The organism is Nonomuraea sp. NPDC004354, assembly GCF_053602555.1.
On record NZ_JBSGDV010000009.1, the window covers coordinates 214,925 to 240,148 of the forward strand.

The 25,224-nt window shown below is 70.3% G+C and carries 20 protein-coding genes and 1 pseudogene; 17 read left to right on the plus strand and 4 right to left on the minus strand.

The window, feature by feature from the left end; translation table 11 throughout:
* Window positions 1-38: 38 nt before the first annotated feature.
* The 3 genes from ACWENQ_RS25220 to ACWENQ_RS25230 all read right to left on the minus strand — a co-directional run bounded on the left by ACWENQ_RS25220 (window position 39) and on the right by ACWENQ_RS25230 (window position 4,585).
* Window positions 39-1,082 carry a 2-oxoacid:ferredoxin oxidoreductase subunit beta gene (locus ACWENQ_RS25220; RefSeq protein ID WP_449914999.1) on the minus strand — a complete coding sequence of 348 codons (1,044 nt, stop codon included), beginning with the start codon at window positions 1,080-1,082 and terminating at the stop codon, window positions 39-41.
* Window positions 1,075-2,910, minus strand: coding sequence for a 2-oxoacid:acceptor oxidoreductase subunit alpha (locus tag ACWENQ_RS25225; protein WP_354907638.1), 1,836 nt, complete (start codon window positions 2,908-2,910; stop codon window positions 1,075-1,077). Before ACWENQ_RS25225 ends, ACWENQ_RS25220 begins: the two co-directional genes overlap by 8 nt.
* Window positions 2,911-3,145: 235 nt before the next feature.
* On the minus strand, window positions 3,146-4,585 hold the full coding sequence (locus ACWENQ_RS25230) for a polysaccharide deacetylase family protein (RefSeq protein WP_449914995.1): 1,440 nt from the start codon (window positions 4,583-4,585) through the stop codon (window positions 3,146-3,148).
* Between the two features lie 87 nt (window positions 4,586-4,672).
* Between ACWENQ_RS25230 and ACWENQ_RS25235 the strand changes: the two genes are divergently transcribed.
* The 10 genes from ACWENQ_RS25235 to ACWENQ_RS25280 all read left to right on the plus strand — a co-directional run bounded on the left by ACWENQ_RS25235 (window position 4,673) and on the right by ACWENQ_RS25280 (window position 14,294).
* Window positions 4,673-5,044: an NADH-quinone oxidoreductase subunit A gene (locus ACWENQ_RS25235; protein ID WP_354907636.1), complete on the plus strand. Its 372-nt coding sequence runs from the start codon at window positions 4,673-4,675 to the stop codon at window positions 5,042-5,044.
* 302 nt (window positions 5,045-5,346) lie between these two features.
* Complete coding sequence (locus tag ACWENQ_RS25240) at window positions 5,347-5,871, plus strand: NADH-quinone oxidoreductase subunit B (protein WP_449914990.1); 525 nt, start codon at window positions 5,347-5,349, stop codon at window positions 5,869-5,871.
* Window positions 5,868-6,464, plus strand: coding sequence for an NADH-quinone oxidoreductase subunit C (locus tag ACWENQ_RS25245; protein WP_452416440.1), 597 nt, complete (start codon window positions 5,868-5,870; stop codon window positions 6,462-6,464). Before ACWENQ_RS25240 ends, ACWENQ_RS25245 begins: the two co-directional genes overlap by 4 nt.
* Entirely contained in the window at window positions 6,457-7,410 is a 954-nt protein-coding gene (nuoH, locus tag ACWENQ_RS25250; RefSeq protein WP_354907632.1) for an NADH-quinone oxidoreductase subunit NuoH, read from the plus strand. Before ACWENQ_RS25245 ends, nuoH begins: the two co-directional genes overlap by 8 nt.
* The gene (locus ACWENQ_RS25255) at window positions 7,407-8,105 is read left to right on the plus strand and encodes a Crp/Fnr family transcriptional regulator (protein ID WP_452416441.1); all 699 of its coding nucleotides are present in this window, start codon (window positions 7,407-7,409) and stop codon (window positions 8,103-8,105) included. The genes nuoH and ACWENQ_RS25255 overlap by 4 nt, the downstream gene beginning before the upstream one ends.
* Before the next feature lie 71 nt (window positions 8,106-8,176).
* Window positions 8,177-8,527 (plus strand): hypothetical protein, encoded by a 351-nt coding sequence (locus ACWENQ_RS25260; protein WP_452416442.1) that lies wholly within the window; start codon window positions 8,177-8,179, stop codon window positions 8,525-8,527.
* 26 nt (window positions 8,528-8,553) lie between these two features.
* On the plus strand, window positions 8,554-9,246 hold the full coding sequence (locus ACWENQ_RS25265; RefSeq protein ID WP_452416444.1) for a hypothetical protein: 693 nt from the start codon (window positions 8,554-8,556) through the stop codon (window positions 9,244-9,246).
* A 14-nt stretch (window positions 9,247-9,260) separates the two neighbouring features.
* Window positions 9,261-11,246 (plus strand): hypothetical protein, encoded by a 1,986-nt coding sequence (locus ACWENQ_RS25270; protein WP_452416446.1) that lies wholly within the window; start codon window positions 9,261-9,263, stop codon window positions 11,244-11,246.
* A gap of 2 nt (window positions 11,247-11,248) precedes the next feature.
* Window positions 11,249-12,967, plus strand: coding sequence for a hypothetical protein (locus tag ACWENQ_RS25275; protein ID WP_452416447.1), 1,719 nt, complete (start codon window positions 11,249-11,251; stop codon window positions 12,965-12,967).
* Window positions 12,957-14,294, plus strand: coding sequence for a DUF4407 domain-containing protein (locus tag ACWENQ_RS25280; protein WP_452416449.1), 1,338 nt, complete (start codon window positions 12,957-12,959; stop codon window positions 14,292-14,294). The genes ACWENQ_RS25275 and ACWENQ_RS25280 overlap by 11 nt, the downstream gene beginning before the upstream one ends.
* Here the strand turns inward: ACWENQ_RS25280 and ACWENQ_RS25285 are convergent.
* Window positions 14,272-15,531, minus strand: coding sequence for a serine/threonine-protein kinase (locus ACWENQ_RS25285; RefSeq protein WP_452416451.1), 1,260 nt, complete (start codon window positions 15,529-15,531; stop codon window positions 14,272-14,274). The genes ACWENQ_RS25280 and ACWENQ_RS25285 overlap by 23 nt on opposite strands.
* Window positions 15,532-15,742: 211 nt before the next feature.
* Here ACWENQ_RS25285 and ACWENQ_RS25290 point away from each other — a divergent pair, with 211 nt between their 5' ends.
* The 7 genes and pseudogenes from ACWENQ_RS25290 (at window position 15,743) to htpX (ending at window position 25,217) form a co-directional block, all read left to right on the plus strand.
* Window positions 15,743-17,272 carry a 4Fe-4S binding protein gene (locus ACWENQ_RS25290; RefSeq protein WP_452416453.1) on the plus strand — a complete coding sequence of 510 codons (1,530 nt, stop codon included), beginning with the start codon at window positions 15,743-15,745 and terminating at the stop codon, window positions 17,270-17,272.
* Entirely contained in the window at window positions 17,272-17,841 is a 570-nt protein-coding gene (locus ACWENQ_RS25295; RefSeq protein WP_452416455.1) for an NADH-quinone oxidoreductase subunit J family protein, read from the plus strand. Before ACWENQ_RS25290 ends, ACWENQ_RS25295 begins: the two co-directional genes overlap by 1 nt.
* Window positions 17,841-18,122 (plus strand): annotated as a pseudogene (gene nuoK, locus ACWENQ_RS25300) (NADH-quinone oxidoreductase subunit NuoK); the annotation flags it as partial. The gene ACWENQ_RS25295 and the pseudogene nuoK, both read left to right, overlap by 1 nt.
* A 584-nt stretch (window positions 18,123-18,706) precedes the next feature.
* Window positions 18,707-20,707 (plus strand): NADH-quinone oxidoreductase subunit 5 family protein, encoded by a 2,001-nt coding sequence (locus ACWENQ_RS25305; RefSeq protein WP_452416457.1) that lies wholly within the window; start codon window positions 18,707-18,709, stop codon window positions 20,705-20,707.
* Window positions 20,704-22,431 carry a complex I subunit 4 family protein gene (locus ACWENQ_RS25310; protein ID WP_452416459.1) on the plus strand — a complete coding sequence of 576 codons (1,728 nt, stop codon included), beginning with the start codon at window positions 20,704-20,706 and terminating at the stop codon, window positions 22,429-22,431. Before ACWENQ_RS25305 ends, ACWENQ_RS25310 begins: the two co-directional genes overlap by 4 nt.
* A gap of 124 nt (window positions 22,432-22,555) precedes the next feature.
* Entirely contained in the window at window positions 22,556-24,271 is a 1,716-nt protein-coding gene (locus tag ACWENQ_RS25315; RefSeq protein ID WP_452416460.1) for an NADH-quinone oxidoreductase subunit N, read from the plus strand.
* 94 nt (window positions 24,272-24,365) lie between these two features.
* Window positions 24,366-25,217 (plus strand): zinc metalloprotease HtpX, encoded by an 852-nt coding sequence (gene htpX / locus ACWENQ_RS25320; RefSeq protein WP_354907611.1) that lies wholly within the window; start codon window positions 24,366-24,368, stop codon window positions 25,215-25,217.
* Window positions 25,218-25,224 lie beyond the last annotated feature (7 nt).

Consider the following 25,224-nt stretch of genomic DNA (forward strand, 5'->3'; position numbering starts at 1 on the left):
CCGTTACGGGGCGGGCGCCTGCCGCCCGCCCCGTCAGGTCAGCTGATGCGCCAGGTGTCGCCGCCCATGAGCAGGTCGCTGAGGTCGCCGGGGCCCTTCTGCGCCACGGCCTCCTCCAGCTGGCCGGCCATCAGGGTGTCGTAGGCCGGCCGGTCGACCTGCCGGAAGATGCCGATCGGCACGTGCTCGAAGGCCGGATCGTCCAGGCGCGACAGCGCGAACGCCACCGACGGGTCGGGGTTGTGCGCGTCGTGCACCAGCACGCGGTCGCCCGCCTCGGCCAGCGGCACCACCTCGATGCCGCCGCCGTCGTTCCTGACGACGGCCTTGGTGGCGCTGACGATCGGCTGGCCGTGCTCCAGGCGCAGCGTGATGTCGTCGCGGACCTCGGGGTCCTTGAGCGGCTCGAAGGCGTTGTCGTTGAAGATGTTGCAGTTCTGGTAGATCTCCACCAGCGACGTGCCCCGGTGGGCGGTGGCCTCGCGCAGGACCGACTGCAGGTGCTTGCGGTCGGAGTCGATCGTGCGGGCCACGAACGACGCCTCGGCGCCCAGCGCCAGCGAGATCGGGTTGAACGGCTTGTCCAGCGAGCCCATGGGCGTCGACTTGGTGATCTTGCCGATCTCGGAGGTGGGGGAGTACTGGCCCTTGGTCAGACCGTAGATCCTGTTGTTGAACAGCAGGATGTTGAGGTTGACGTTACGGCGCAGCGCGTGGATGAGGTGGTTGCCGCCGATCGACAGCGCGTCGCCGTCACCCGTGACCACCCACACGCTCAGGTCGGGCCTGCTGGCCGCGAGCCCCGTCGCGATCGCCGGCGCCCGGCCGTGGATGGAGTGGAAGCCGTAGGTGTTGAGGTAGTACGGGAAGCGGCTGGAGCAGCCGATGCCGGAGACGAACACGATGTTCTCGCGCCGCAGCCCCAGCTCGGGCAGGAAGCTCTGCACCGCGGCCAGGATGGCGTAGTCGCCGCAGCCGGGGCACCAGCGGACCTCCTGGTCGGACTTGAAGTCCTTCAGGGTCTGCTTCCCCTCCGCCTTGGGGATCAGGGCCAGCCCCTTGCCGTTGACGAGTTCACTCACTGTCGATCACGTCCTGGATGACTCCGGCCAGCTCCTCGGCCTTGAACGGGAGCCCGCGCACGCGGTTGTAGCTGATGATGTCGACAAGGAAGCGCGCGCGCAGCAGCAGCGCCAGCTGGCCGAGGTTGATCTCCGGCAGGAGCACCTTGTCGTAGCTCTTGAGCACGTCGCCGGTGTTGGCGGGCAGCGGGTTGAGGTGCCGCAGGTGCGCCTGCGCGACCTTGCCGCCGTCCTTCCTGATCCGGCGCACGGCCGCGGCGATGGGCCCGTAGGTCGAGCCCCAGCCGATGACCAGCACCTTGGCGTCGCCAGTCGGGTCGTCGACCTCGAGGTCGGGCACGTCGATGCCGTCGATCTTGGCCTGGCGGAGCCTGACCATGCGGTCGTGGTTGTTGGGGTCGTAGGAGATGTTGCCCGAGCCGTCGGACTTCTCGATGCCGCCGATGCGGTGCTCGAGGCCGGCCGTGCCGGGAATCGCCCACGGGCGAGCCAGCGTCTCGCTGTCGCGCCGGTAGGGCTGGAACTCCTCGTCCGTCGCCGTGGCGAACGTCGTGGAGATGTCCGGCAGGTCGGCGATGTCGGGCAGCCGCCACGGCTCCGAGCCGTTGGCCAGGTAGCCGTCGGACAGCAGGTAGACGGGCGTGCGGTACTTCAGCGCGATCCGCGCCGCCTCGATCGCGGCGTCGAAGCAGTCGCTCGGCGAGGAGGGCGCCACGATCGGCACCGGCGACTCGCCGTTGCGGCCGAACATGGCCATCAGCAGGTCGGTCTGCTCGGTCTTGGTCGGCATGCCCGTCGAGGGGCCCGCGCGCTGCACGTCGACGAGGATCAGCGGCAGCTCGGTCATGACCGCCAGGCCGACCGTCTCGGCCTTCAGCGCCACGCCGGGACCGCTGGTGGTCGTCACGCCGAGCGCACCGCCGAAGGCGGCGCCGAGCGCGGCGCCGACACCGGCGATCTCGTCCTCCGCCTGGAAGGTGCGCACGCCGAAACGCTTGTGCTTGGACAGCTCGTGGAGGATGTCGCTGGCCGGGGTGATCGGGTAGGAGCCGAGGAACAGCGGCAGCTTCGCCTGCACGCCGGCCGCGATCAGGCCGTAGGCCAGCGCCTGGTTGCCCGAGATGTTGCGGTAGACGCCCGGCTCCAGCTTGGCGGGCTTGACCTCGTAGGAGACCGAGAACGACTCGGTGGTCTCCCCGTAGTTCCAGCCGGCCTGGAAGGCCGCGATGTTGGCCTTGGCGATCTCGGGCTTCTTGGCGAACTTCTGCTCGAGGAAGGTGATCGTGTGCTCGGTGGGCCGGTGGTAGAGCCAGCTCAGCAGCCCGAGCGCGAACATGTTCTTGGAACGCTCGGCGTCCTTCTTCGACAGGTCGAAGTTCTCGAGCGCCTTCACCGTGAGCGAGGTCAGCGGCATCGCGTGGACGCGCCACTCGCTGAGCGAGCCGTCCTCGAGCGGGTTGGCGTCGTAGCCGACCTTCTGCAGGTTGCGCTTGGTGAACTCGTCGGTGTTGGCGATGATGTCGGCGCCCCTGGGCAGGTCGCCCAGGTTGGCCTTCAGCGCCGCCGGGTTCATGGCAACGAGGACGTTCGGCGCGTCACCCGGCGTCAGGATGTCGTGGTCCGCGAAGTGGAGCTGGAAGCTCGACACGCCGGGGAGCGTACCTGCGGGTGCCCGGATCTCGGCGGGGAAGTTGGGCAGAGTGGACAGGTCGTTGCCGAACTCCGCCGTTCCGGCCGTGAAACGGTCGCCGGTGAGCTGCATCCCGTCGCCGGAGTCGCCGGCGAACCGGATGATCACTCTGTCGAGTTGCTGAACCTGCTTGGTCACAGCGAAGTCCTCCTCGACTGCGCTCGTGGCACGTTCTCAAATTCCATGCTAAGTCCTCGGGGGTCACACGTTTCCGTGAGGAGCATCACGGGTAAACGCGGTGAAATCAGGCAGACGCGAGAGAACGACTAGGACGACACAGCCCTGCCGCGAGCCGGCACAGGTCGATGTGCAGGCGGGCGAAGAGGACGGTTCGGTTCACGCTGCCTAACTATATGCGCCCACGAAGGCTTACCTACGTCAGGGGCTGCTTACCCGAGGAGTAGACGCGGCCAGGCGCCATTCCGGGCGCGTCGTACAGCTCGGGGACCGTGACGAACGCGTAGCCCTGCGCGGTCAGCTGCCGCAGGATCTCCGGCAGGGCCTGGACCGCCGTGTCCTGGCCGTCGTGCATGAGGACGATCGCCCCGGGATGCGCGCCTGAGACGGCGTGCCGTACCACCTGCGCGGCGTCGGCGCCGTTCGCGTCATTCGTGTCGACGTCCCAGGAGACCAGCGAGAGGCCCATCCGGCGGGCGGCGTTCTTGACCTCCTCGCTCACCGCCCCGTACGGCGCGCGGGCGAGGGTGGGCGTCTGCCCCATCTGGACGCTGATCGCGCTCTGCGCCCTGGCGAAGGCGTTGGTGACCTTGCTGCTCGACAGCTTGGTCAGGTCGTGGTGCGACCACGTGTGGTTGCCGACCAGGTGGCCCTTCTCGCGCATGAGTCCGACCAGCCCCGGGTTGGCCGCGACGTTGGTGCCCACCGTGAAGAACGTGGCTCTCGCGCCGTACCTGTCCAGCGTCTCCAGCAGCTGCCGCGTGGCGGGCCCCGGCCCGTCGTCGAACGTCAGGGCGACGCACTTGGTCTTGGCGCAGTCGACGCTGCCGGCCCTCGAGCTCACGGCCGGCGGGCTCTTGACGGAGGCCCCGCTGACCGCGGGTGACGGAACGGCGTCCTTCGCGGCCGCCAGCGCCCGCCAGCCGGTCGGCGACAGCAGCGGTTCCACCCGCTTCTTCGGTAGGGCCACGGCCACCCGGCCCAGCGCGCCCGGCCCCACCTGGTAGTCGTCGAACTCGACGACGAGATCGCCCTGGCTGTTGAAGGCCATCGAGTCGAACAGCTCCCGGTCGGCGCCCACCGCGTCGTAGTCGAGTTCGGCGGCGCGTTTCTTCAGCTCGGCCCGGACCAGCGTCGCCAGCGGGGGCAGCGCCGTCACCAGGTCGGGAGACTCGACGACCTTGTCGCTGACCCTGTCGTACCAAACCGTTCGGAGCGAGTTGGCCCAGCTGGCCCCGGCGAACTCGCCGGTGCGCAGGCGCACGCCGACGACGTCGCGGGTGGCGGCGGTCAGCTGCCAGTCGGTGTTGAGCTCGGCGCGCGGCTGCGGGGGCGCGGCGGCCGAGACCCGCGCGAAGCGGCTCATCCGGCTCTCGGCCAGCGAGCGGAGTCTGGCGTTGAGGCCGGGCGTGTCCTTGAGCTCGGGATAGGCGATGTACACATCCCGGTCACCCGCGTCGCCGTGGGTGAGTGTCCTGGTTGTCAGACCTGGGACCTCGGAAGGGTCGACAAAGCTGATCATGGTGGGTTCGGCGGGGACGCGCAGTTCCCGCTCGGGGGAGGCGGTGGCCATTCCGCAGCCGCTGGCGGCGACCGCGATAAGCGCGATTCCTCCGAAGAATCGCCTTTTATGCATGCAGGTCAGGCTAAGGGGGCATATACCCCTTTTGCCCCGATTTGATAGTAAGAGGACAGAGGCTTTGGCCGGGGTTACGATCGGCACATGGGTGGCTACTTCGGCTCCTACGCGCTGGTCTTCGCGCTGTTCGTCATCGGCGTGGCCATCGTGGCCGGCGCCCTCATGGCCAACCGCCTGCTGCGCCCCTCCCGGCCGACGGCCGACAAGCTCACCACCTACGAGTGCGGCGTCGACCCCGTCGGCGAGGGGTGGGCGCAGTCGCAGGTCCGCTACTACGTCTTCACCTACCTGTACGTGGTGTTCGCCGTCGACGCGGTGTTCCTCTTCCCGTGGGCGACGGTCTTCGCCGCTCCCGGCTACGGGATGACCACGCTGGTCGAGATGTTCGTGTTCCTGGGGTTCATCGCGCTCGGCATCGTCTACGCCTGGCGCAAGCGCGTGCTCACCTGGACGTGACCTCCTTGCGGGCGCGCCGGTGTCGGCCTCCCGGGAGATCGGCCCGTCGCCGGCGGGCCCGTGACGATCAAGGGACACCCCGCCGCGGCGGTCGCGACGGAGCGTGGTGTCGGCGGCCTCATATTTGGCGCTCCCTTGGCATTTCGATGGGCGAGTATCCAAACCATTGAGCCGGGTGATCGCCGACGTGTCCTTTCGATGGTCGGCCCGCCGAACAATCGGACAGCGTGTCCGGCCGGGTCCGGCCGAGATGTGGCGGTGCCCCTCTACTCCTCCGGCACCAGGCGTTGGAGAATGGCGACATGGCCGATCTTCCGATGCCGACTGTGGGGCCGGTCTCCCGGCTGGCGCCGAAGCCGATGCGCTTCGTGCTCAACTGGGGACGGCGCTACTCCCTGTGGGTCTTCAACTTCGGGCTGGCGTGCTGCGCGATCGAGTTCATCGCCACCTCGATGAGCAGGCACGACTTCATCCGCTTCGGCGTGATCCCGTTCGCGAACGGCCCCCGGCAGGCGGACCTCATGATCGTCTCCGGGACCGTCACCGACAAGATGGCCCCCGCCGTCAAGCGCCTCTACGAGCAGATGCCCGACCCCAAGTACGTCATCTCCTTCGGCGCCTGCTCCAACACCGGCGGCCCGTACTGGGACTCCTACTGCGTGACCAAGGGAGTCGACCAGATCATCCCCGTCGACGTCTACGTCCCCGGCTGCCCGCCCAGGCCGGAGGCGCTGCTGCACGGCATCATGAAGCTCCAGGAGAAGATCGCGGCTGAACGGCTCGGCGACCGTTACGTCCTGTCCCTTCCCGGCCAGGAGGACGCGTGACGCTCAGCGCGCATTTCGGGGACCGGGCGCGGCTCAGCGAGTCGTGGGGCGAGCGCACCGTCGACGTGGCCCCGGCCGACTGGATCGAGCTGCTGACCTTCTGCCGGGACACCGGCTACGAGTTCTTCGACTGGCTGACCGGCGTGGACGAACCGCCGGACGCGTTCGGGATCGTCGCGCACGTCTACAACCCGTCCACGCGCGACCGGCTGCTGTTGCGGACGACGGTCTCCCGTGCCGACCCGCGCCTGCCGTCCGCTGTCGGCGTGTACCGGGGAGCCAACTGGCACGAGCGGGAGACGTTCGAGATGTTCGGGGTGGTCTTCGAGGAGCACCCCTACCTGGTGCCGCTGCTGCTGCCCGACGGCTTCGAAGGGCATCCGCTGCGGAAGGACTTCGTGCTGGCGGCGAGGGTCGCCAAGCCCTGGCCAGGGGCCAAGGAGCCGGGCGAGTCCGGCCACGGCGCACCGAGCCGCCGCAAGACGCTCCCGCCCGGCGTACCCGCCGACTGGGCGGGCACCGCCCCCGCCGCCCAGCCACCCCGACCGTCGTCTCCCGCACCACCCGCGCCCGTGGAGGAGCCTGATGGGTGAAGTCCTCGACATCGTCCTGAGCTTCGTCGTCATCCTGCTCGTCTTCCTGCTCCTGCCGCTGATCGTCGGCCAGACCGAGCACAAGGTCATGGCCCACATGCAGTCACGCCTCGGCCCCATGTACGCCGGCGGCTTCCACGGCTGGGCCCAGCTCATCGCCGACGGCGTCAAGTTCGCCCAGAAAGAGGACGTCATCCCCGCCGCCGCCGACCGGCGCGTCTTCCAGATCGCGCCGGGCGTCGCGCTCGTCCCCTACCTGCTCGTCCTGATCGTCATCCCCATCGGCCCCGGCCTCGTCGCCGTGGACCTCGACCTCGGCCTGTTCTACGTCCTCGCGGTCATGGGCATCGGCGTGCTCGGCGCGATCATGGCCGGGTGGGCCTCGGCCAACAAGTACTCGGTGCTCGGCGGGATGCGCGCGGCCGCCCAGCTCATGTCCTACGAGCTTCCCCTGGTCCTGTCGGCGTCGTCCGTGGCCATGGCGGCGGGCACGCTTTCCCTGCACGGCATCGTCGAGGCATGGCAGTGGTGGTGGCTGCCCTGGCAGGCGATCGGCGGGGTGGTCTTCTTCCTCGCCGGACTCGCCGAGCTGCGCCGCCCGCCGTTCGACATGCCCATCGCCGAGTCCGAGATCATCATGGGTCCGATGACCGAGTACACAGGCATGCGGTTCGCCCTGTTCATGCTGTCCGAGTACGTCGGCATCGTGGTCCTGTGCCTCCTCACGACGGTGCTGTTCCTGGGCGGCTGGCACGGCCCGCTGCTGCCCGGCGTGGTGTGGACCTTCCTCAAGGTGTTCGCGCTGGCGTTCCTGGTGATCTGGCTGCGGGTCAGCTTCCCCCGGCTCCGGGAGGACCAGTTGCAGCGCCTCGCCTGGGTGGGACTGGTCCCGCTCGCCCTGCTGCAGCTGGCGATCACGGGTGTCGTCAAGGTCGCCGCGGGATGACCGTGTGGCCGTCGGGCACGCTGATGGATCGGCTGGCCGTCGACGTGGGCGCCGAACTCCTCGCGCTGGCCCCGGCGAGAATGCGCCGGCCGGGGGACGTGCTCATCCACCAGGGCGTGCCGGACGGGAGGCACGTGTTCCTCCTGCGCGCCCCCGCGGACGGCAGGACGGCGCTGGTGAAGGTGACGGCCACCATGGAGAGCGGCGACGACGTGCTGCTCGGCATCCGGGTCAGTGGCGACATGGTGGGGGAGCTGGCCCTGCTGCGCGGCACCCCGCGCTCGGCGACGGTGATGCTGTGCTCCGAGGCGCTGGTGCACGCGATCCCGCCCGGGGTGTTCTCCGAGTTCGTCAAGCGGCGTCCGGCCGTGTGGGCGGCGGTGGCGCAGATGATCGCCGACCGTCTTGACTGGGCGAACCGTCGCAGGCTGGACATGGCCACGCTGAGCGTCACGGGCAGGGTGGCGCAAGTCCTCACCGATCTCGTCGACCGGCACGGGTTCGAGGCGCCCGGCGGTTTCGACGTGGGGGTGAGCCTGACCCAGGCGGAGCTCGGCCGGCTGGTCGGCGCCCGCGAGGACGCGGTCAACAAGGCGATGCGCCTGTTGCGGGCGAAGGGGCTCGCGGATACGCGATACCGGCGCGTAACGGTTCACGACCTGCAAGGATTACGGGACTTCTCACTAATCTCCTGAATTGCGGATATATACGCCTTTCTTTCTTGGTGCCTGTGCCAGACTTGATCATCACGCGACCGGGAGAGAAGATGAGCAGCGCAAATTTGCCCGATATAGCCACTTTTATCTGGGGTGCGGTGGCTTCTGGGAGTCTTGAGAGAATTGGTGCATATGGCACTGAATCGACTGTCGAGGCGGTCAAATCCCTCTGGCAGCGGCTGAAGGACTCGCGAGCCGAGAAGGGTCTGCCTGAGACGCCGGCAAGCCGCGAGGAGCTCTACGAGGGCCTGGTCGCGCTCCTCATCGAGGATCCCGAGACGGCCCCGCTGGTCCGGCGGATCGAACTGACCGCCCACGCGGACCAGGTCGTGCACAACGTGTTCGACGGCACGGTCACCATGCACGGCGGCACCATCGGCATCAACAACGGGCCGCGGTGACGGTGTCGGCTTCACCCGTCCGCAGCATGCTCGTGTCGATCGACGTCGTCGGTTACAGCCTTCGCGACGATGGTGGTCAAGAAGAGATCCAGGCGGCTTTGGTGCGGCTTATCCGGGAATCGGCGCGCTGTGCCGTACTCGACATCGACGGCTGGTCGTTGCAGCCGTCAGGAGACGGCGTGTTCGCCGTCATTCCGCCGACCGAGTCCGAGCCGAGGATCGTCGACGACTTCATTCGGCATCTCAACAGGCTGCTCAAACGGCACAATGCCGCCAGAAACAGGGACGACAGGCTTCGTCTCAGAGTGGCGGCCCATGTCGGCGTCGTCAGCGCCGCCGACAACGGTTTCGCGGGAGAGCCCGCCGTGGTCGTGGGCCGGCTGCTCGACTCGGCTCCCCTGCGCGCCGCCATCGCCGCCGCGGACGACGCCCACCTGGCGCTGCTCCTTTCCCGGGACGTCTACCAGGGCACGGTCGCGGGCGGATACACCACGGTGGAGCCGTCGGACTTCCGGCAGGTGAAGATCCAGGTGAAGAAGTACAGCGGCGAGGCGTGGCTGTTCGTGCCCGGCGCCGACGTGCACGCCCTGGACCTGCCCGAGGCGACCGACGCGGCCGAAGCCGCTCCCAGCGCCAAGACCGCCGGTCAGGTCGTGCACACCGTCTTCCACGGCGACGTACGGCTGGACGGCGGAGTGATCGGAATTTCGAACAACTGACGACGGAGCGAACGGTGACCCAGTCGTCCGAGCCGCCCGCGGCGGAGACGCCGAACGAACGCATCTACGCCAACCAGACGGCGAACACCACCTTCAACGGGTCGGTCTACCTGACGAACGGCGCGATCGGGTTCGGCGGCCCCTCGTCGAGCGTTCCCGCCCAGCGGGCGGCGGGCAGGATGCCGCAGCAGATGATCGACGCGGCCACCCGGGCCTACGCGCCCCCTCCCGCGCACGACCACGCCGTCGAGGCGCTGCGCAAAGACCGTGTCATCGTCCTGTACGGCCCGCAGGGAAGCGGCAAGCGCGCAGGCGCCATCAACGTGGCCACGAGTGTCGATCCGGGCATCCCACTGGTCATGCCGCTCCCCGACCAGGAACTCGGCCAGCTGGCCGAGCGCAGCTATGAGAAGAACATCGTCTACCTCGTGTTCGGCTGGTCCGGCGACGAGGCGGCGACCGACGCGGGCGACGCGAGCCTGGCACTGCTGACCGAGAACGTCCTCAAGGCCGGGGCCTACATGATCATCACGAGTGGTGATCCGATCTCGAGCCCGCAGTCCCCGGCGGTGCCGCATTTCGCCTGGCGGCCGCCGGCCGTGGAGGACGTCCTTCGCGTCAACGGGGCGACAGGGGCGGAGCAGTACCACGCCCAGCTGCGACAGCACAGCCTCGCGGACGTGGTCCAGTTCGCGAGGGACGTCTCGTCGGGCAGGCGGCCGGAGGACTCCCTCAACGACCTGGACCCCAAGCTGTGGTCCGACGTGCAGAAATGGTTCGGCGGCGATCCGTCGCACCGGGAGGTCCTGGAGGTGGCCGCCCTGCTGTTCCTCGAGGGGCTGCCGGAGGGCCGCTTCGAGGCGAAGTTCGCCGCCCTCGTCGACCGGGTGCTGCCGCCTCCGCCCGAGGAAGGCGCCGAGGCCGTCCCCAAGGGTTTCACGCAGAGCCGCAAGCGGTCCGACGACTCCCTCATCACGACCGTCAAGCGCGTGGCGGAGGGCGAGAACGCCATCGCGGGGCAGCTCAGACGCTGCGTGGTCTTCCGCAAGGAGGGCTATCGCGCGCGCGTGGCGGCGGAGCTCTGCGACCGCTACCCGGCCGACTTCTGGAAGCCGCTGTTCGCCTGGTTGCACGAGGTGGTGGTCCAGCCCGACGACCTCGCCATGAGCGAGCTCGCCACGGGGCTGGCGCTCGTGGCCCGCGACGACTTCGACAGCGTCAGGGAGCAGTTCCTCCAGCCGTGGTCCGCCGGCGAGCGCGGGCGGCGCGGCTGGAACGCGGCCGTCGAGGTGCTGTGGTCGATGTGCCTCGACGAGGGCCTCGCGCCGCTGGCCAGGCAGACGGCCATCCGCTGGGCGCGCAGCAGGGAGCCGTTGCGCCAGCGGGCGGCCGCGCTGGCCTTCTCCAGCCTGGTCGGCGTCCTGTACACCGGAGATGCCCTGCACTACCTGTGGCAGCTCACCGAGGAGGAGACCGCAGGCGAGAGCGCCTCCCTGGCGATCGTCGGCCTCTACCAGACCCTCAGCTGGACCGACACCGGCGCGCACCGGTTCCTGCTGGACGATCTCGGGGAGCGGCTGCGCCGTTTCTCCAGGCCGGGCACACCGCGGCTGGCACGCGCCCTGCGGGTCGCCGTCATGGTGCTCGAGGTGCCCGGTGAGGACGGGATGCCGTTGGCCGTACGGCATCTGCGGCGCGGAGACAGGGACGTCAAGCTGTTCGCCAGGCTCTGGGCGGCCGCCATGGTCAACAGGCCGAGCAGGAGCACGGTCTTCGACACCCTCTACAACGTGCTCGACGCGCTCGACCGGCTGACGCCGCCGCCGGTGGAACTCGTGGAGAGCCTGTACCGCGACCTGGCCGACGCGCTGCCCGTCCGCGAGCACGCCCCCTTCAACCGCGACTTCCGGCGACATGCGACACGGCGCAGGAGCGGGACGAGCCCTCAACGCCTTTTCATGATCCTACTTCCGAAGATCTTCCCATCCGAGGACTGGTAAGCATGCCGTACCCCATCAGCAGCAGCGCCTCCTTACGACCCGTCGAGCGCCAGCGCTGGCGCAAGGCGGCACGGGCGGTGGACGAGATACCGATGCCCTTGCCGCACGAGGTCGTCGTGCTGGCGGTCGGCGGCGGCCATGTCCGCAGCGACGAGAAGAGCCTCGGCCCGGCCGACGAGCACGTCGTCAACGCCACCGGCTACAGCGTCGTCGACATGCGAAAGGACCAGCCCGTCGAGGTCGACCTCACGCTGCCCTCCAGCGGGCTGGACGAGTTCCTCCTGCGGGTCATCTTCACCTGCAGCGTCACCGATCCCATCACGGTCGCCCGCAACGGGCATACCGACCTGGCCGTGCCGCTGCAGGCGTACGTGAAGGGATACCACCGCATCCACCAGCTCGGCCTCGACCACCCCATCGAGGCGCGAGCGAGCGTGCAGGACGACGCGCTCACCGAGCTCAGCATCTACAGCCAGGCGCAGCCACCGCTGGTCTCCGGCATGCTCGTACGGCTGGCCGCGATAGAGGTCCTCACCCCCGACGAGGTGATCGCGGAGAAGCGCGCCGCCGAACAGGAGGCCAAGGACCACGAGCGCAAGCGGCGCGAGATGGCCTTCGAGCACGACCTGACCGCCAGGCGCCGCACGTACGAGATGGACGACCTGCGACAGGAGCACGACCTGACCGTGAGGCGGCGTGCCTACCAGATGGACGACCTGCAGCAGGAGCACGACCTGACCGCCAGGCGGCGCGGCTACGAGATGGACGACCTGCAGCACGAGCAGGACCGCACGCGCGTCGAACGCCGTTTCGCCCACGAACTGGATCGCGAGGAGACCGAGTTCGAGCTCGAGCAGCGCCAGCGCAGGCTGGCCGCCGACCTCAGGCACGCGCGGACCTTCCACGAGGAGACCGGTTCCGACCCCTACGCCGTGATCTCCTACGCGGTCGCCCGAGGGGAGCTGAGCTCCACCGAGCTCATGCGCCGGCTGGACGAGGCGGAGCAGGTACGGCGGAACCTCGACGAGCAGGAGCGGCGCAGGCGCCTGGAGTGGGAGGCCGACAGGGACAAACGCGAATGGGAGGCGTTCCAGGAGGTCAGGGCCTTCGAGCGGCAGAAGGAACTGCGGGCGCAGGAGCTCGACGCGGCCCAGGACGAGCGGGAGTTCGAACTGCGCAAGGAAGGGCTACGGCTGGGCCAGGAGAAGGAGAGCCGGCAACAGGAATGGGAGCTCAGCCGCGAGGACCGCACGTGGGCCCGGCACAAGGAAGAGTTCCAGCTCCAGTGGGAGAAGGAGCAGCGGGCACAGCAACTCGAGGCCGCCAAGGAGGAGCGTGACCACGAGCTGCGCAAGGAGGAGCTGCGGCTGAAGCAGGAGCAGGAGCAGCTCAAGCAGCAGCTGGCCGCGCAGCGCGAGCAGCGGGAGTGGGAGGCCGGGCGGGCGCAGCAGGACTGGGAGCGGGAGAAGGAACGGCAGGAGATCCTGATCGCGCAGGAGAACCGGCAGAACCTCGCCACCCTCACCGGCAAGGCCATCGACCGCGGGCTCGCCGACCACTCCGACATGGGGCAGTTCCTCATCGAGCAACTGATCGACAACGGCACCCCGGCGGAGGCGCGCACCGCCGTGACGCCCGCTCAGCAGGCGTCGGCTCTCGAGTCTTCGGGACAGGACGACGACATGTCCGCCCCGAGGGAGGAGAGCGTCGGTGACGACTGAAGCCGCGCCGGTCGAGGCTCATCAGGCGGAACTGGACCGGATGGCGCCGGTGCGCCGCCGGTTCGGGATCCCGCGGATGCTCCGGATGGTGTCGGGGGTGAACGAATCCATCCTCGACTGGGTCCCGGAGGACCGTCCCACTCTCACCAGGACGGGCGCGATCATCCTGTCCACCGCCCTCATGGCCGCGGCCTCGCTGTGGATCGTCGTCCACGAGGTCTTCGGTGCCTCCATGCCGGCCAGCGTGGCCGCCGCGGCCATCTGGGGGACCGTGATCTGCGTGTTCGACAGCTGGCTCGTCACCAGCACGCACGGCGTGACGGGGCGTGACCGCGTCGCGCGCCTCCTGCCCCGGCTGGCGATCTCGGTGCTGATCGGGGTCGTCATCTCGGAACCGCTGACGCTGAAGGCGTTCGAGTCGGCCGTGATCGAGCAGGTGGCCGAGGACCGGCGGCTCGCCGACCAGGAGCTCAGGGCCGGGTTCAAGCGTTGCTATCCAGGCTGGGACCAGCAGCCCCCCACCGGCTGCGACGACTTCAAGCTCGATGTCCCGCGGGCCGACACCCGCACGCTCGAAGCCACCATCGCGCAGCGGGACCAGCGGCAGAAGGAAGTGGCCGGCCTCAAGAAACTGGAAACCTCGCAGGCCGCGCTGGAGGGCAAGGAGTGCCTCGGCACGGGCGCCGGCCAGGGTTTCACCGGCCGGCCGGGCAACGGTTACTGGTGCGGACGACGGCGAGCGGCCACCGACACGACACGCCAGGCCCTGCAGACCAAGGAGCAGGAACTCCAGAAACTGGAACAGACGGTCACGCAGCTCACCAACGACCGGGCGACGGCCGCCGCCACGTACGAACAAGCCGTCTCCACCGGCATCGCCGCCGAGATCTCGCGACGGTCCGCCGCCCGCAGCCGGCAGCCGGGGCTGCTGGAGCAGTTCCGCGCGCTGAGCAGCCTGACCGCCGCCAACTGGGCGGTCTTCTGGGCGCACCTGGTGCTGGCCGGCCTGCTGATCGTCATCGACTGCTTTCCGGTGCTCACCAAGCTGATCAGCAAGCCCAGCGCCTACGATCGGCGGCTCGCCGCCCAGCGCGAGAGCAAGGAGCGCCTTCACGACAACGACCTGCGGCTCAACGAACGGCTGCGAACAGGAGACGGCGAGATCCTGCTGCACAAGGAAGAACTGCGGGTACGGCACGCGATCGAGGACAGCGACCACGAGGTGCGGCTCTCGGCCGCGCGCAGGGAGGCCGAGCTCAGGGCACGCATGGACCAGTTGGCCAAGCAGGCGAAGCAGGCCAGGGTCACTGGACGATGGCCAGCATGATCTCGGCGGCGGTGGGGCGCTCCGAGGGCGACTTGGCCAGCGCGGGCCCCACCACGCCGCGTAACGACGGCGGGAGCGGCGACAGGTCGGGGTGCAGGTTGAGCACCCGGTTGAAGACGGCCGGCACGGTGTCCTCGCCGAACGCGGGACGCCCCGTCGCCGCGAAGGTCATCGTCACCGCCCAGCTGAAGACGTCGGACGGCGGGCCGACGGGCGTGCCGGACAGTTGCTCGGGCGACATGTACGGCGGAGTGCCCGCCATCTTGCCGGTCATCGTGGAGTGGTCGAGCGAGCGCGCGATCCCGAAGTCGATCACGCGGGGGCCGTCGGAGCCGATCAGGACGTTGCTGGGCTTGAAGTCGCGGTGGACGACCCCCGCCTTGTGGATGGCCGCCAGCGCCCCGGACGTGGCCAGCGCGAGCCTGGTCAGGCTGTCCTCGTCGCGCGGCCCCCGGTCGCGGACGAGCTGCTCGAGCGAGGGCCCCGCCACGTACTCGCTCACTGTGTAGGCCAGGTCGGGGGCGATGCTGACGTCGAGCAGCCTGGCTGTGGAGAACGTGGCGACCCTGCGGGCGGCGTCGACCTCGCGGGCGAACCGGCTGCGCGCGTGCTCGTCGCCCAGATCGTGGAGCACCTTGACGGCCACCCGGGTGCCGTTGGGCGCGGCGGCGAGGTAGACCGCGCCCTGGCCGCCGCGGCCGAGGAGGCGCAGCACGCGATAGTGGCCGATCCACTCGGGCTCGCCCGTGCGCCGCGCGTGGCCTGTGGGGTGGGTGGCGCGTTCGTGCACGGGCAGCGGCCGAGGACGCATGGTGCCGGGCGGGGGGCCGGGCATGGAGCGGGGCGGGGGGCCGGGCAGGTGGCCGGGCATGGCGCCGGGCGGGGGCATGGGCGCAGGGGCGGATCCGGACCGCCCTCTCGCCATCAGGGGGACGAGGATGCCGCTGTGGATAACTCCGCCGATCCAGCTCGCCATCAGGCACAGCCCGACGAGCCCGAACAGCCAGTCGGGCGCGTGCGAGATGTCGTCGTAGCTCCACACGACGATCATGAACGCGCTGACGCAGGCGCCGTACAGGGCGGCGGAGATGACGAGCCACTTGCTCTGCAGCCAGAACGCCGCGAACCCGATGGTGAACGGCGTGGCCAGGCCGCACGTGAGCAACGGGACCACGGCCCAGGCGACGGCGGCCGTCCAGGCTCCGGCGCTGGGTTGGTGGGGGCGGGGGTGCGGCATGGGCGAGAGAGTATCGGGTAGCGGCGACATAAGCAGGGGTGTGGACGGCGGCTGTGGATAACCTGCACGTATCCTGTGGATGACTGTGGAAAACCTTGGGGACAACAGGCTGATGGATTCACCTGCGACGCATAGTGCGTCATGATGTTGAATCATGGCACGGATACCTGGAGTAGGGCTGGTGAAGGGGCTTTCGGTCACCCTTCGCCACATGCTGCGCAGGTCCGTGACCCAGCAGTATCCCGAGGTCCGGCCGGAGCTGCCCGCCCGTAGCCGCGGTGTCATCGCGCTGGTGGAGGAGAACTGCACCTCCTGCATGCTGTGCGCCCGCGAGTGTCCCGACTGGTGCATCTACATCGATTCGCACAAGGAGACACTGCCCGCGCCCGAGGGCGGCAGGCCCAGGCAGCGCAACGTGCTCGACAGGTTCGCGATCGACTTCGCGCTGTGCATGTACTGCGGGATCTGCATCGAGGTGTGCCCGTTCGACGCGCTGTTCTGGGCGCCGGAGTTCGAGTACGCCGAGGGGGACATCAGGAACCTCCTGCACGAGAAGGACAGGCTGCGGGAGTGGACGCAGGCCGTGCCGCCGCCTCCCGCACACGAGGTGGGAGCCGAGCCGCCCAAGGAGCTCGCGGCGACCGTCCGGCCGACCCGTACGGCGGGCGGCGCGCCCGGCCGTACGGGGGAGGGCGCTGCTCCAGCCCGTGGCGAGGGAGCCGGTCGGGCTCCGGCTCGTGGCGAGGGAGCCGGGCGGGCTGCGGCCGGCCGTACGGGGGAGAGGGCGACGGCGCGCGGCCGTGCGGAAGGAACGGCACCGGCCGAGACGCCTGCCGAACGCGCGGCGACGGCCCGAGCCGAGACGACGCCGGGCGAGACCTCCGCACACCGACCCGGAGGACCAGCGGAAGTGACCGGTGCCGCCGGGCGCACGGCTGGAGGAGCGGCTGACGTCGCACCGGAAGCATCGGGGCCGCGAGAGGCCGCACCAGCAACATCCGGCACGTCGGAGGCCGCACCGGGAGTCCAGCTCGGGGAGACCGGCATCACGCCGGAGACCGGAGAAGACAGGCCCGGCACGTCGGAGGTCGCACCGGAAGCGTCCGGCGCGCCCGGGCGTGCGTCGGACGCATCAGACGTGGGCGAGACCGCCCGGGACAGGTCAGGCGAGCCAGAAGCTGCGCCGGGTTCCGGCACGCCTGAAACCGCGCCACCGCGCAGGTTGGGCGCGCCCGAGGCCGCGGAGAGCGGGACGAGCACGTTCGAGGCCGAGAAGAGCGCGGCGAGTACGCCCGAGACCGCGGAGAGCGCGGCGAGCACGTCCGAGACCGCGGCAGGCGGGACGCGCGGCGCCGAACAGACGGGGCAAGACGCCACGGACCGGGCCCAGGGTCGGACCGGCGAGGGCGGGAGCGGTGAGAGCCAGCCCGAGGCGGCGCCCGCAGCCGGACAGACCCAGCGCGAGGCACGTCCCCGTTCCGCCCGGATGAGCAACGTGCGCGGCATCCGCCCGCCCGGAGCGCTGCCCGCCCCGCCGCAGCCCCCGCAAACAGGTTCATCCACAGGCCGCTCGCCGGACGAAGAGTTTTCCACAGGTTCCGGCGCGTCGTCGTCGCCGCCGGAATCGGCGGAGCAGACTGCTGCCACCGAGCCGCGCAGGCGACGGATGGTCGATCCGCGTTCCATCCGTCCGCCGGGCGGGCTGAAGCGTCACGAGACACAGGAGCCCGAGGAGGACTAGTGACCGCGGCGGTGCCTTCCTACCTGTCCCCCACAGGGCAAGAAATCGTCTTCCTGCTCCTGGGTGCGGTGGCGGTCGGATCCGCACTGCTCGTCGTGACCACCAGGCAACTCGTCCATGCCGCCCTCTGGCTCGTGGTCTCCTTCGGCGCGCTCGCCGGGTGCTACCTCGTGCTGACCGCCGAGTTCGTCGCGTGGGTGCAGGTGCTCATCTACGTCGGCGCGGTCGTGGTGCTGCTGCTGTTCGGCATCATGCTCACCCGCGCACCCATCGGCAGGTCGGCCGACCTCGACAGCGGCAACAGAATCGTGGCCGCCGTGGTCGCGCTGGCGACGGCGGGCGTGCTGGTCGCGGTGGTCATCGACGGCTTCCGCCACGCCTACACCCCGCTCGAGCCCGGCGGCGGTGCGGCGGGAGAGCTCGGCGCGAGCGTCTTCCGCACGTGGGTGCTGCCGTTCGAGGCGCTCTCGGTCCTGCTGCTCGCCGCGTTGGTCGGCGCCATCGTGATCTCGCGCACCGACATCAGACCGGACGACACGCCCCCGACCGCCGAGGGCAGGGGGAAGTAGTGCACATCGTCTACCCGGCCGTCGTCTCCGCGCTGCTCTTCTCCATCGGTGTGTACGGCGTGCTCGCCCGCCGCAACACCATCCTGGTGCTGATGTCGGTCGAGCTGATGCTCAACGCCGTCAACCTCAACCTGGTCGCCTTCGACGTCTGGCTGCGCGACCGGCTCCATGGCGGACAGGTGCTGACACTGTTCGTCATCGTGATCGCCGCCGCCGAGCTCGGCGTCGGGCTGGCCATCGTCCTGGCCGTCTACCGTAACCGCAAGACCGTCGACCTCGACCGGCTCCGCGACCTGTCCGAACTCGACGCCGTCGCGCGCCTCACCACCCCGAGTCCGTCCCCACCGCACCCGGTCCAGGAGGGCCAGGACCAGGTGAGCTCGCGTCAGGTGAGCTCGGGTCAGGTAAGTTCGCGTCAGCAGGGCCCGGGTCAGGTGAACTCGGGTCAGGAGGGCCCGGGCGACGAGGGCCCAGCTCAGGTGAGCTTGAGCCAGGCGGCGCAGAGCCAAGAGGCCCCGAGCCCGGAGGCGCCGAGCCAGGCGGCGCAGAGCCAGGAAAACCCGGCGCGGGAGGGCCGCGCGGCGCCTCCGGAGGGTGGCGAAGGTTCCCCAGAGGGCGGCGAAGGTGTCCCGTCGGGTGGCGAAGGTGTCCCGTCGGGTGGCGAAGGTGTCCCGCCGGGTGGCGAAGGTGTCCCGCCGGGCGGCGAAGGGGTCCCGCCGGGTGGCGAAGGGGTCCCGTCGCGTGACGAAGGTGTCCCGGAAGGCGGCGAAGGTGTCCCGGAGGGTGGCGAAGGCGCGCCGGCCACAGGCGACGGTGCACCAGGTGCCCCCAGGCCAGGAGAGCGTGCGAGCCGAGGGAGAGCCCAGTGAGCCGCAGCTACGTCGACTCCTTCCCGGCGATCATCATCGTCCTGCCGTTCCTGGCGGCCGCCGCCGGCCTGCTGCTGTCCCGCTGGCCGCGGGGCCACATCCCGCGCACCGGCGCGCCCGAGGCGGTGTCCGGCCATGACCTGCCGTACGGCTCGGCCGTCCACCCCGCGCTGGAAAGCGCCGACGCCAAGGCCAACCGCAGGGCCGCGTGGTTCGCGGTGGTCCCGGCCACCGCCGCCGCGGTGCTGGCGTTCTGGCTGGCGGCAGGCCAGGGGTTCGCCTTCTTCGACCGCCTGGCCGCCGAGCCGGCCCAGGGCCAGACCGCCCGCGCGGGCGCCACGTACGGCACGATCGAGACCGGCGGGGTCCCCATCGCGCTGACCCTCCAGGCCGACCAGCTCTCCGCGATCGTCGCCGTCCTGGTCACGATCGTCGCGCTCGCCGTCCAGATCTACTCGATCGGCTACCTGAAGGACGATCCCCGCTACCCGTCCTACAGCGCGTTCATCAGCCTGTTCACCAGCGCCATGCTGCTGGTCGTCTACGCGGGCGACCTGCTCCTCCTCTACGTCGGCTGGGAGATCATGGGGCTCTGCTCCTACCTGCTGATCGGCCACTGGTGGGAGGAGCACGCCAACTCCAGAGCCGCGGTCAAGGCCTTCCTGGTCACCCGGCTCGGCGACGTGGGTTTCCTGTTCGGCATCTTCGTCCTCGGCCTGTCGGCGGGCAGCTTCAGGATCGACGACGTGATCGCGAAGGTGCCCGAGATGCCGACCGCCACCGTCGTCACCGCGACGATGCTGCTGCTGGCGGGGGTCGCGGGCAAGAGCGCGCAGGTGCCGCTGCACACCTGGCTGCCCGACGCGATGGCGGGCCCGACGCCGATCAGCGCGCTCATCCACGCCGCCACGATGGTCGCGGCTGGGATCTTCCTGGTCGCCCGGCTCTTCCCGGTGTTCCTCGCCGCGCCGCCAACGCTCGACGTCCTGGCCGTGCTCGCCGCGCTCGGCATGCTCGGAGCGGCGCTGGCCGCCCTCGCCCATGACGACCTCAAACGCGTGCTGGCCTACTCCACCATCAGCCAGCTCGCCTTCATGGCCGCCGCGCTCGCCGCGGGGTCCGACACCGCGGCGATCTTCCACCTGCTCACTCACGGAGCGTTCAAGGCGCTGTTGTTCCTGTGCGCGGGCGCGGTCATCCACCACGTCGGCTCCAACCTGATGAGCCAGATGGGCGGCCTCCGGCGCGAGCTGCGCGTCACGTTCGTCGCCATGACGATCGGCTTCGCCGCGCTCATGGGCCTGCCGCCGACCAGCGGTTTCTTCAGCAAGGACGGCGTGCTGGCCGCCGTCGAGCACGCGGTCGGCGCCGGCACGCTCACCGACGCCGCCGGCCTGCTCCTCTACGCGTGCGCGCTGGCGACGGTCGCCGTCACCGGCGCCTACGCCACCCGCGCATGGCTGCGCACCTTCTTCGGCCGGGAACGGTCGCTGGCCCTGCCCGAACCGCAGCCCGGCACCGCCCACGTCGTCGACACCCGCGAGGCGCCGCCCTCCATGCTCGGCCCTGTGGTGGTGCTCGCCGTCCCCGCCCTGGGGCTTGGTTTCCTCGGCGCCGGCCACCTCAGCTGGGGCACCGCGGCCATCAGCGTCGCGCTCGCGCTGCTGGGCGCCGGCATCGTCTACGCGGTGTGGCGCGGCGACCCGCTGGCCGATCCCGCCAAGATCCTCGGCCCGCTCCGGGTGCCGGCCGAACGGGCCTTCTACCTCGACACCGTCTACAACGCGCTGTTCGTCCGGCCTGTCCTGGCGCTGGCCGGGCTGGTGGTGCGGACCGACGACAGGGTGGTCGACGGCGCGGTGCGCGGCTCGGGCCGTACCACGCAGGGAGCCTCCGGCCTGCTGCGCCTGGCGCAGAACGGCAACGTGCAGCTCTACGTCAGCGGCGTCCTCGCGGGCGTCCTGCTGATCGCGGTGGGGGCGGTGGTGCTCGGATGACCTGGCTGCCCGTCGCGCTGCTCGCGGTGCCGCTGCTCGGCGCCGGCGTCCTGCTCGTGCCCGCCGCGGCGGGCCGTCTCCGGCCCATCGGCCTCGCCGTCTCGGGTCTCACTCTCGCGCTCGCGGTCATGCTCGCGGCGACCTTCGCGTACGGCCAGGCGGCGCGGCCCCAGTTCACCGTCGACCTGCCCTGGATCCCCGGCCTCGGCCTGCGCTTCCACCTGGGAGTCGACGGCATCTCCCTGTCACTCGTCGTCCTCACCGCGCTCCTGACGTTCCTCTGCTTCGTCTACCTGTGCTGGAGCCCCGGCCACCTGCCCGCGCGCCCCAGGGCCCTGCTGTTCACCCTGCTCGTCCTCGAAGTCGGCATGCTCGGCACGTTCCTCGCGCTCGACCTGCTGCTGTTCTTCGTGTTCTTCGAGGTCGTGCTCATCCCGATGTACTTCGTGATCGCCATCTGGGGCGGTCAGGGGCGCCGCGCCGCAGCGATCAAGTTCATCCTCTACACCCTGCTCGGGTCGGTCGTGCTGCTGCTCGGCCTGCTGCTGATCTGGACGCAGACCGGCACGCTCGACATCGTGGCCCTGACCCAGGCGCACGGCGCCGGACTGTCGCGCTCGGTACAGGTGCTCGCCTTCGTCGCGATCGGCCTCGGCCTGGCGGTCAAGACCCCGATGTGGCCCCTGCACACCTGGCTCCCCGACGCGCACACCGAGGCGCCGACCGTCGGCTCGGTGTTGCTGGCGGGTGTGCTGCTCAAGATGGGCACGTACGGCTTCGCCAGGATCGCCATCCCCGTCCTGCCCGAGGGCGCCGCCACCGTCGCCCCGTGGCTGGGCGCCTTCGCCGTCGTCGGCATCGTCTACGGCGCGCTGGCCTGTCTCGCCCAGAGCGACCTCAAACGGATGATCGCCTACTCCTCCATCGGCCACATGGGCTTCGTCCTGCTCGGCTTCGCCACGCTGACCACCGTCGGCATCAACGGCGCCCTGTTCGCCAACGTCGCCCACGGCCTGATCACCGGCCTGCTGTTCTTCCTGGCCGGTGCCGTCAAGGAAAGGTACGGCACGGCCGACATGCCCACCCTCGGCGGCGGCATGCTGGCCCGCTACCGCCACCTGGGCTCGCTGCTCACCTTCGCGTCCATCGCCTCGCTCGGGCTGCCGGGGCTGGCCGGGTTCTGGGGCGAGATGCTGGCGCTCCTGGGTGCCTTCCAACCGGCACCCGGGCTGCCCAGGCCGCTCTTCCTGGCGTACATGGCGATCGGCGGGATCGGCGCGGTGCTGACCGCCGCGTACTTCCTCACCATGCTGTCCCGTGTCACGCACGGGCAGCCGGCGGAGGTGCGCCCACAGGGTGACCAGGCACTCGCCGCCGCCCCGTTCGACCAGGGCGGCCCTGACGTCGCGCGAGACGACCACGGCGAACTGGTCGCGGCGAAAGGCGCGCGGGGCGGCCCCGACATGGCACGACCCGCCAGGGGCGGGCCCGGCGGCGAAGACACGGCTGCCTCCGCGCCGGACCGGAGCGGGGCCGAGGCACGGGAAGGCGACCAGGGCGCGGCCGTCGCCACGCTCGACCGCAGCGGGCTCGACGTGCGGGGATACGAGTTCGTGGCGTGGGTGCCGCTCGTCGTGCTGACTCTTGTCTTCGGGCTCTGGCCGAAGGCGCTCCTGGCGCTGACCACGCCCGCCGTCCAGATGCTGCTGGGAGGCACGCCATGACCGCCCTGTCTTCTCCTGCCGGCCAGGCGGCTGCGATCTCCTCTGCTCGCCAGGCGCTCGTGTTTCCCACGCATGCACGGGTGAGCAGGTTCGGCTGGGCTCGGCAGCGGAGGGCGGTGGCGTCATGATCCAGACGATCGACTACTTCGCCATCGCGCCGCCGCTGGTCCTGACCGTGGTCGCCGGGTTGGTGCTGCTGCTTGACGCTTTCCTGCCGCACTCGGCGGCGGTCCGGACAGCGCTCGGAGTCGTGTCCCTCACCGGTGTCGCGGTCGCGCTCGGGTTCGTCGTGGCGCAGGCGGTGGGGGGCCGAACCCTGCGGACGTTCTGCGTTCCACCGGACCTGGCGGGCCAGGGTCCTCCGGCCTGCTCGTTCGTGGTCGACACGTTCACGCTCGTCCTGGCGGGGCTGGCGCTCGTCGCCGGAGCGGTGGTCGTGCTGCTGTCGATGACCGAGCTGGCGGGTGGCCGTATCCCGGTCGGGGAGTGGTACTTCCTGCTGCTCTGCACGCTCGTCGGCGCCGCCACCCTGCCCGCCTCGCGTGACCTGATCATGCTGGTCGTCGCCCTCGAGCTGGTCTCGCTGCCGGTCTTCGCGCTGACAGCGCTCAAACGCTACGACGGCAGGGCCTCCGAGGCCGCGGTCAAGCTCTTCCTGGTCTCCGTGGTGTCCACGGCGATCATGCTGTTCGGCGTGTCCTTGCTCTACGGCATGAGCGGCACCGTCCACCTGTCGCGCCTGGGCGAGGCGTTGGGCGCATCCGCCCTGAGGGCGGCGTCGGGCGGGTCCGCCCCGGGCGGGGCGTTGGGCGGGTCCGGCTTGTGGGCGGTGTCGGGCGGGTCCGGCCCGAATGGGGCGTTGGGCGGGGCAGGTCTGGGCGGGGCTCTGGACGGCGTGCACATGTCAGCCGTCGTGGGCGGCGCGGTGCCCGCCGGACAGCAGGGATCCGCCGCCGGCTACGCCTCGGCGCTGGAGATCACCACGGGCCTGCCCATGGTGGTGACCGTCGGAGTGGTGCTCGTGGTGGCGGGGTTCGCCTTCAAGATCGCCGCTGTGCCGTTCCACTCCTGGGCGGGCGACGTCTACCAGGGCGCGCCGATCCCCGTGGCCGCGCTGCTCTCGGTCGTCTCCAAGGCGGCGGGGTTCGCGGGGCTCATCCTCGTCCTGACGAGCGCGCTGCACGGGCAGACGCGGACCTGGGCGCCCATCGTCGCCATCGTCTCGGCGCTCACGATGACGGTGGGCAACCTCCTGGCGATGCGGCAGCGCTCCGCCGTACGGCTGCTGGCGTGGTCCTCCGTCGCGCAGTCCGGTTACATCCTCGCGCCGCTCGCGGTGATCACCGTGGCGAGGAACGGCGGGCTGGCGGCCGGGGCGTCGGTGGCGTACCTGGTGTTCTACGCGGCCATGAACCTCGGGGCGTTCGCGGTGGTCATGCTGGTGTCCAGGACCAGTCCGGGCAACGAGATCGACGACTACCGCGGGCTGGTGTTCAGGCGCCCGGCGGCCGCGCTGGCGCTGGCGTTCAGCCTGATCTGCCTGGCCGGTCTGCCCCCTGGCCTCGCGGGCCTGTTCGCCAAGGTCGTCGTCTTCCGTGAGATCGTCAACGGCGGTCTCGGCTGGCTGGCCGTGGTCATGGCCGTCAACACGGTCATCGGCCTCTACTACTACATCGTGTGGACCGCGCGCCTGTTCGCCCCCACGGCCGAGCCGACCGGCGACGCCCAGCGCCGTACGGGTCAGCCGGCGGCCGTGTGGGTGGCGATCGGCGTGACGTTCGCGGTGGCGGTGCTGTTCTCCGTCGCGCCCCAGCTGGTCCTCGATGTAGCCGCACTGTAACCACTCCATTCCCACAGGTCACGGCGGTCGGGAACGCTCGGCGTGGGCATCGACGTTGGTACAGGTGAGCCCACACCTCGGAAGGGGGGAACCCTTGCATCACAACGGTCTGCGTACGGCCCTCCTGCTGGGGCTGCTCTCCGCGTCGATGATCGCGGTGGGGGCATGGCTGGGCGGCGGCACAGGCGTCCAGCTGGCGGTCCTGCTCGCGCTGGCCGGTAGTGGGGTCGCCTACTTCTTCTCGGACCGGATCGCACTGTCGGCCATGCGGGCCAGACCGTTGAGCGAGGTCGAGCAGCCGACCCTGTACCGGATCGTGCGCGAGCTGTCCACCGAGGCCAGGCAGCCGATGCCGCGGCTGTACATCTCGCCGACGGTCCAGCCCAACGCCTTCGCGACCGGACGCAATCCGCGTAACGCGGTGGTGTGCGTGACCTACGGGTTGACACAGTTGCTCGACGAGCGCGAGCTGCGCGGGGTGATCGGGCACGAGCTGTCACACGTCTACAACCGGGACATCCTGATCTCGTCCGTGGCCGGAGCGCTGGCCACGATGATCACCTGGCTGAGCTACGTGGCGGTGTTCTTCGGCGGGTCGGACGACGACGAGGGGCCGGGCTTCCTCGGGGCGCTGCTCATGATGCTGCTCGGGCCCGTGGCGGCGGGCATGGTGCACATGGCGGTCGCGCGGACGCGAGAGTTCCACGCCGACGAGTCGGGGGCGCGGCTGACCGGCGACCCGCTCGCGCTGGCGTCAGCCCTGCGCAAGATCGAGATGGGGGTCAGGCGGTTGCCGCTGCCGGAGAACAGCCGGTTGACGTCGGCGTCGCACATGATGATCGCCAACCCGTTCAGCGGGAGCGGGCTGGGGCGGATGTTCTCCACTCACCCGTCCACGGCCGAGCGGGTCGCCCGGCTGGAGCGGATGGCGGGCTACCGCCGCTGAATCTCGG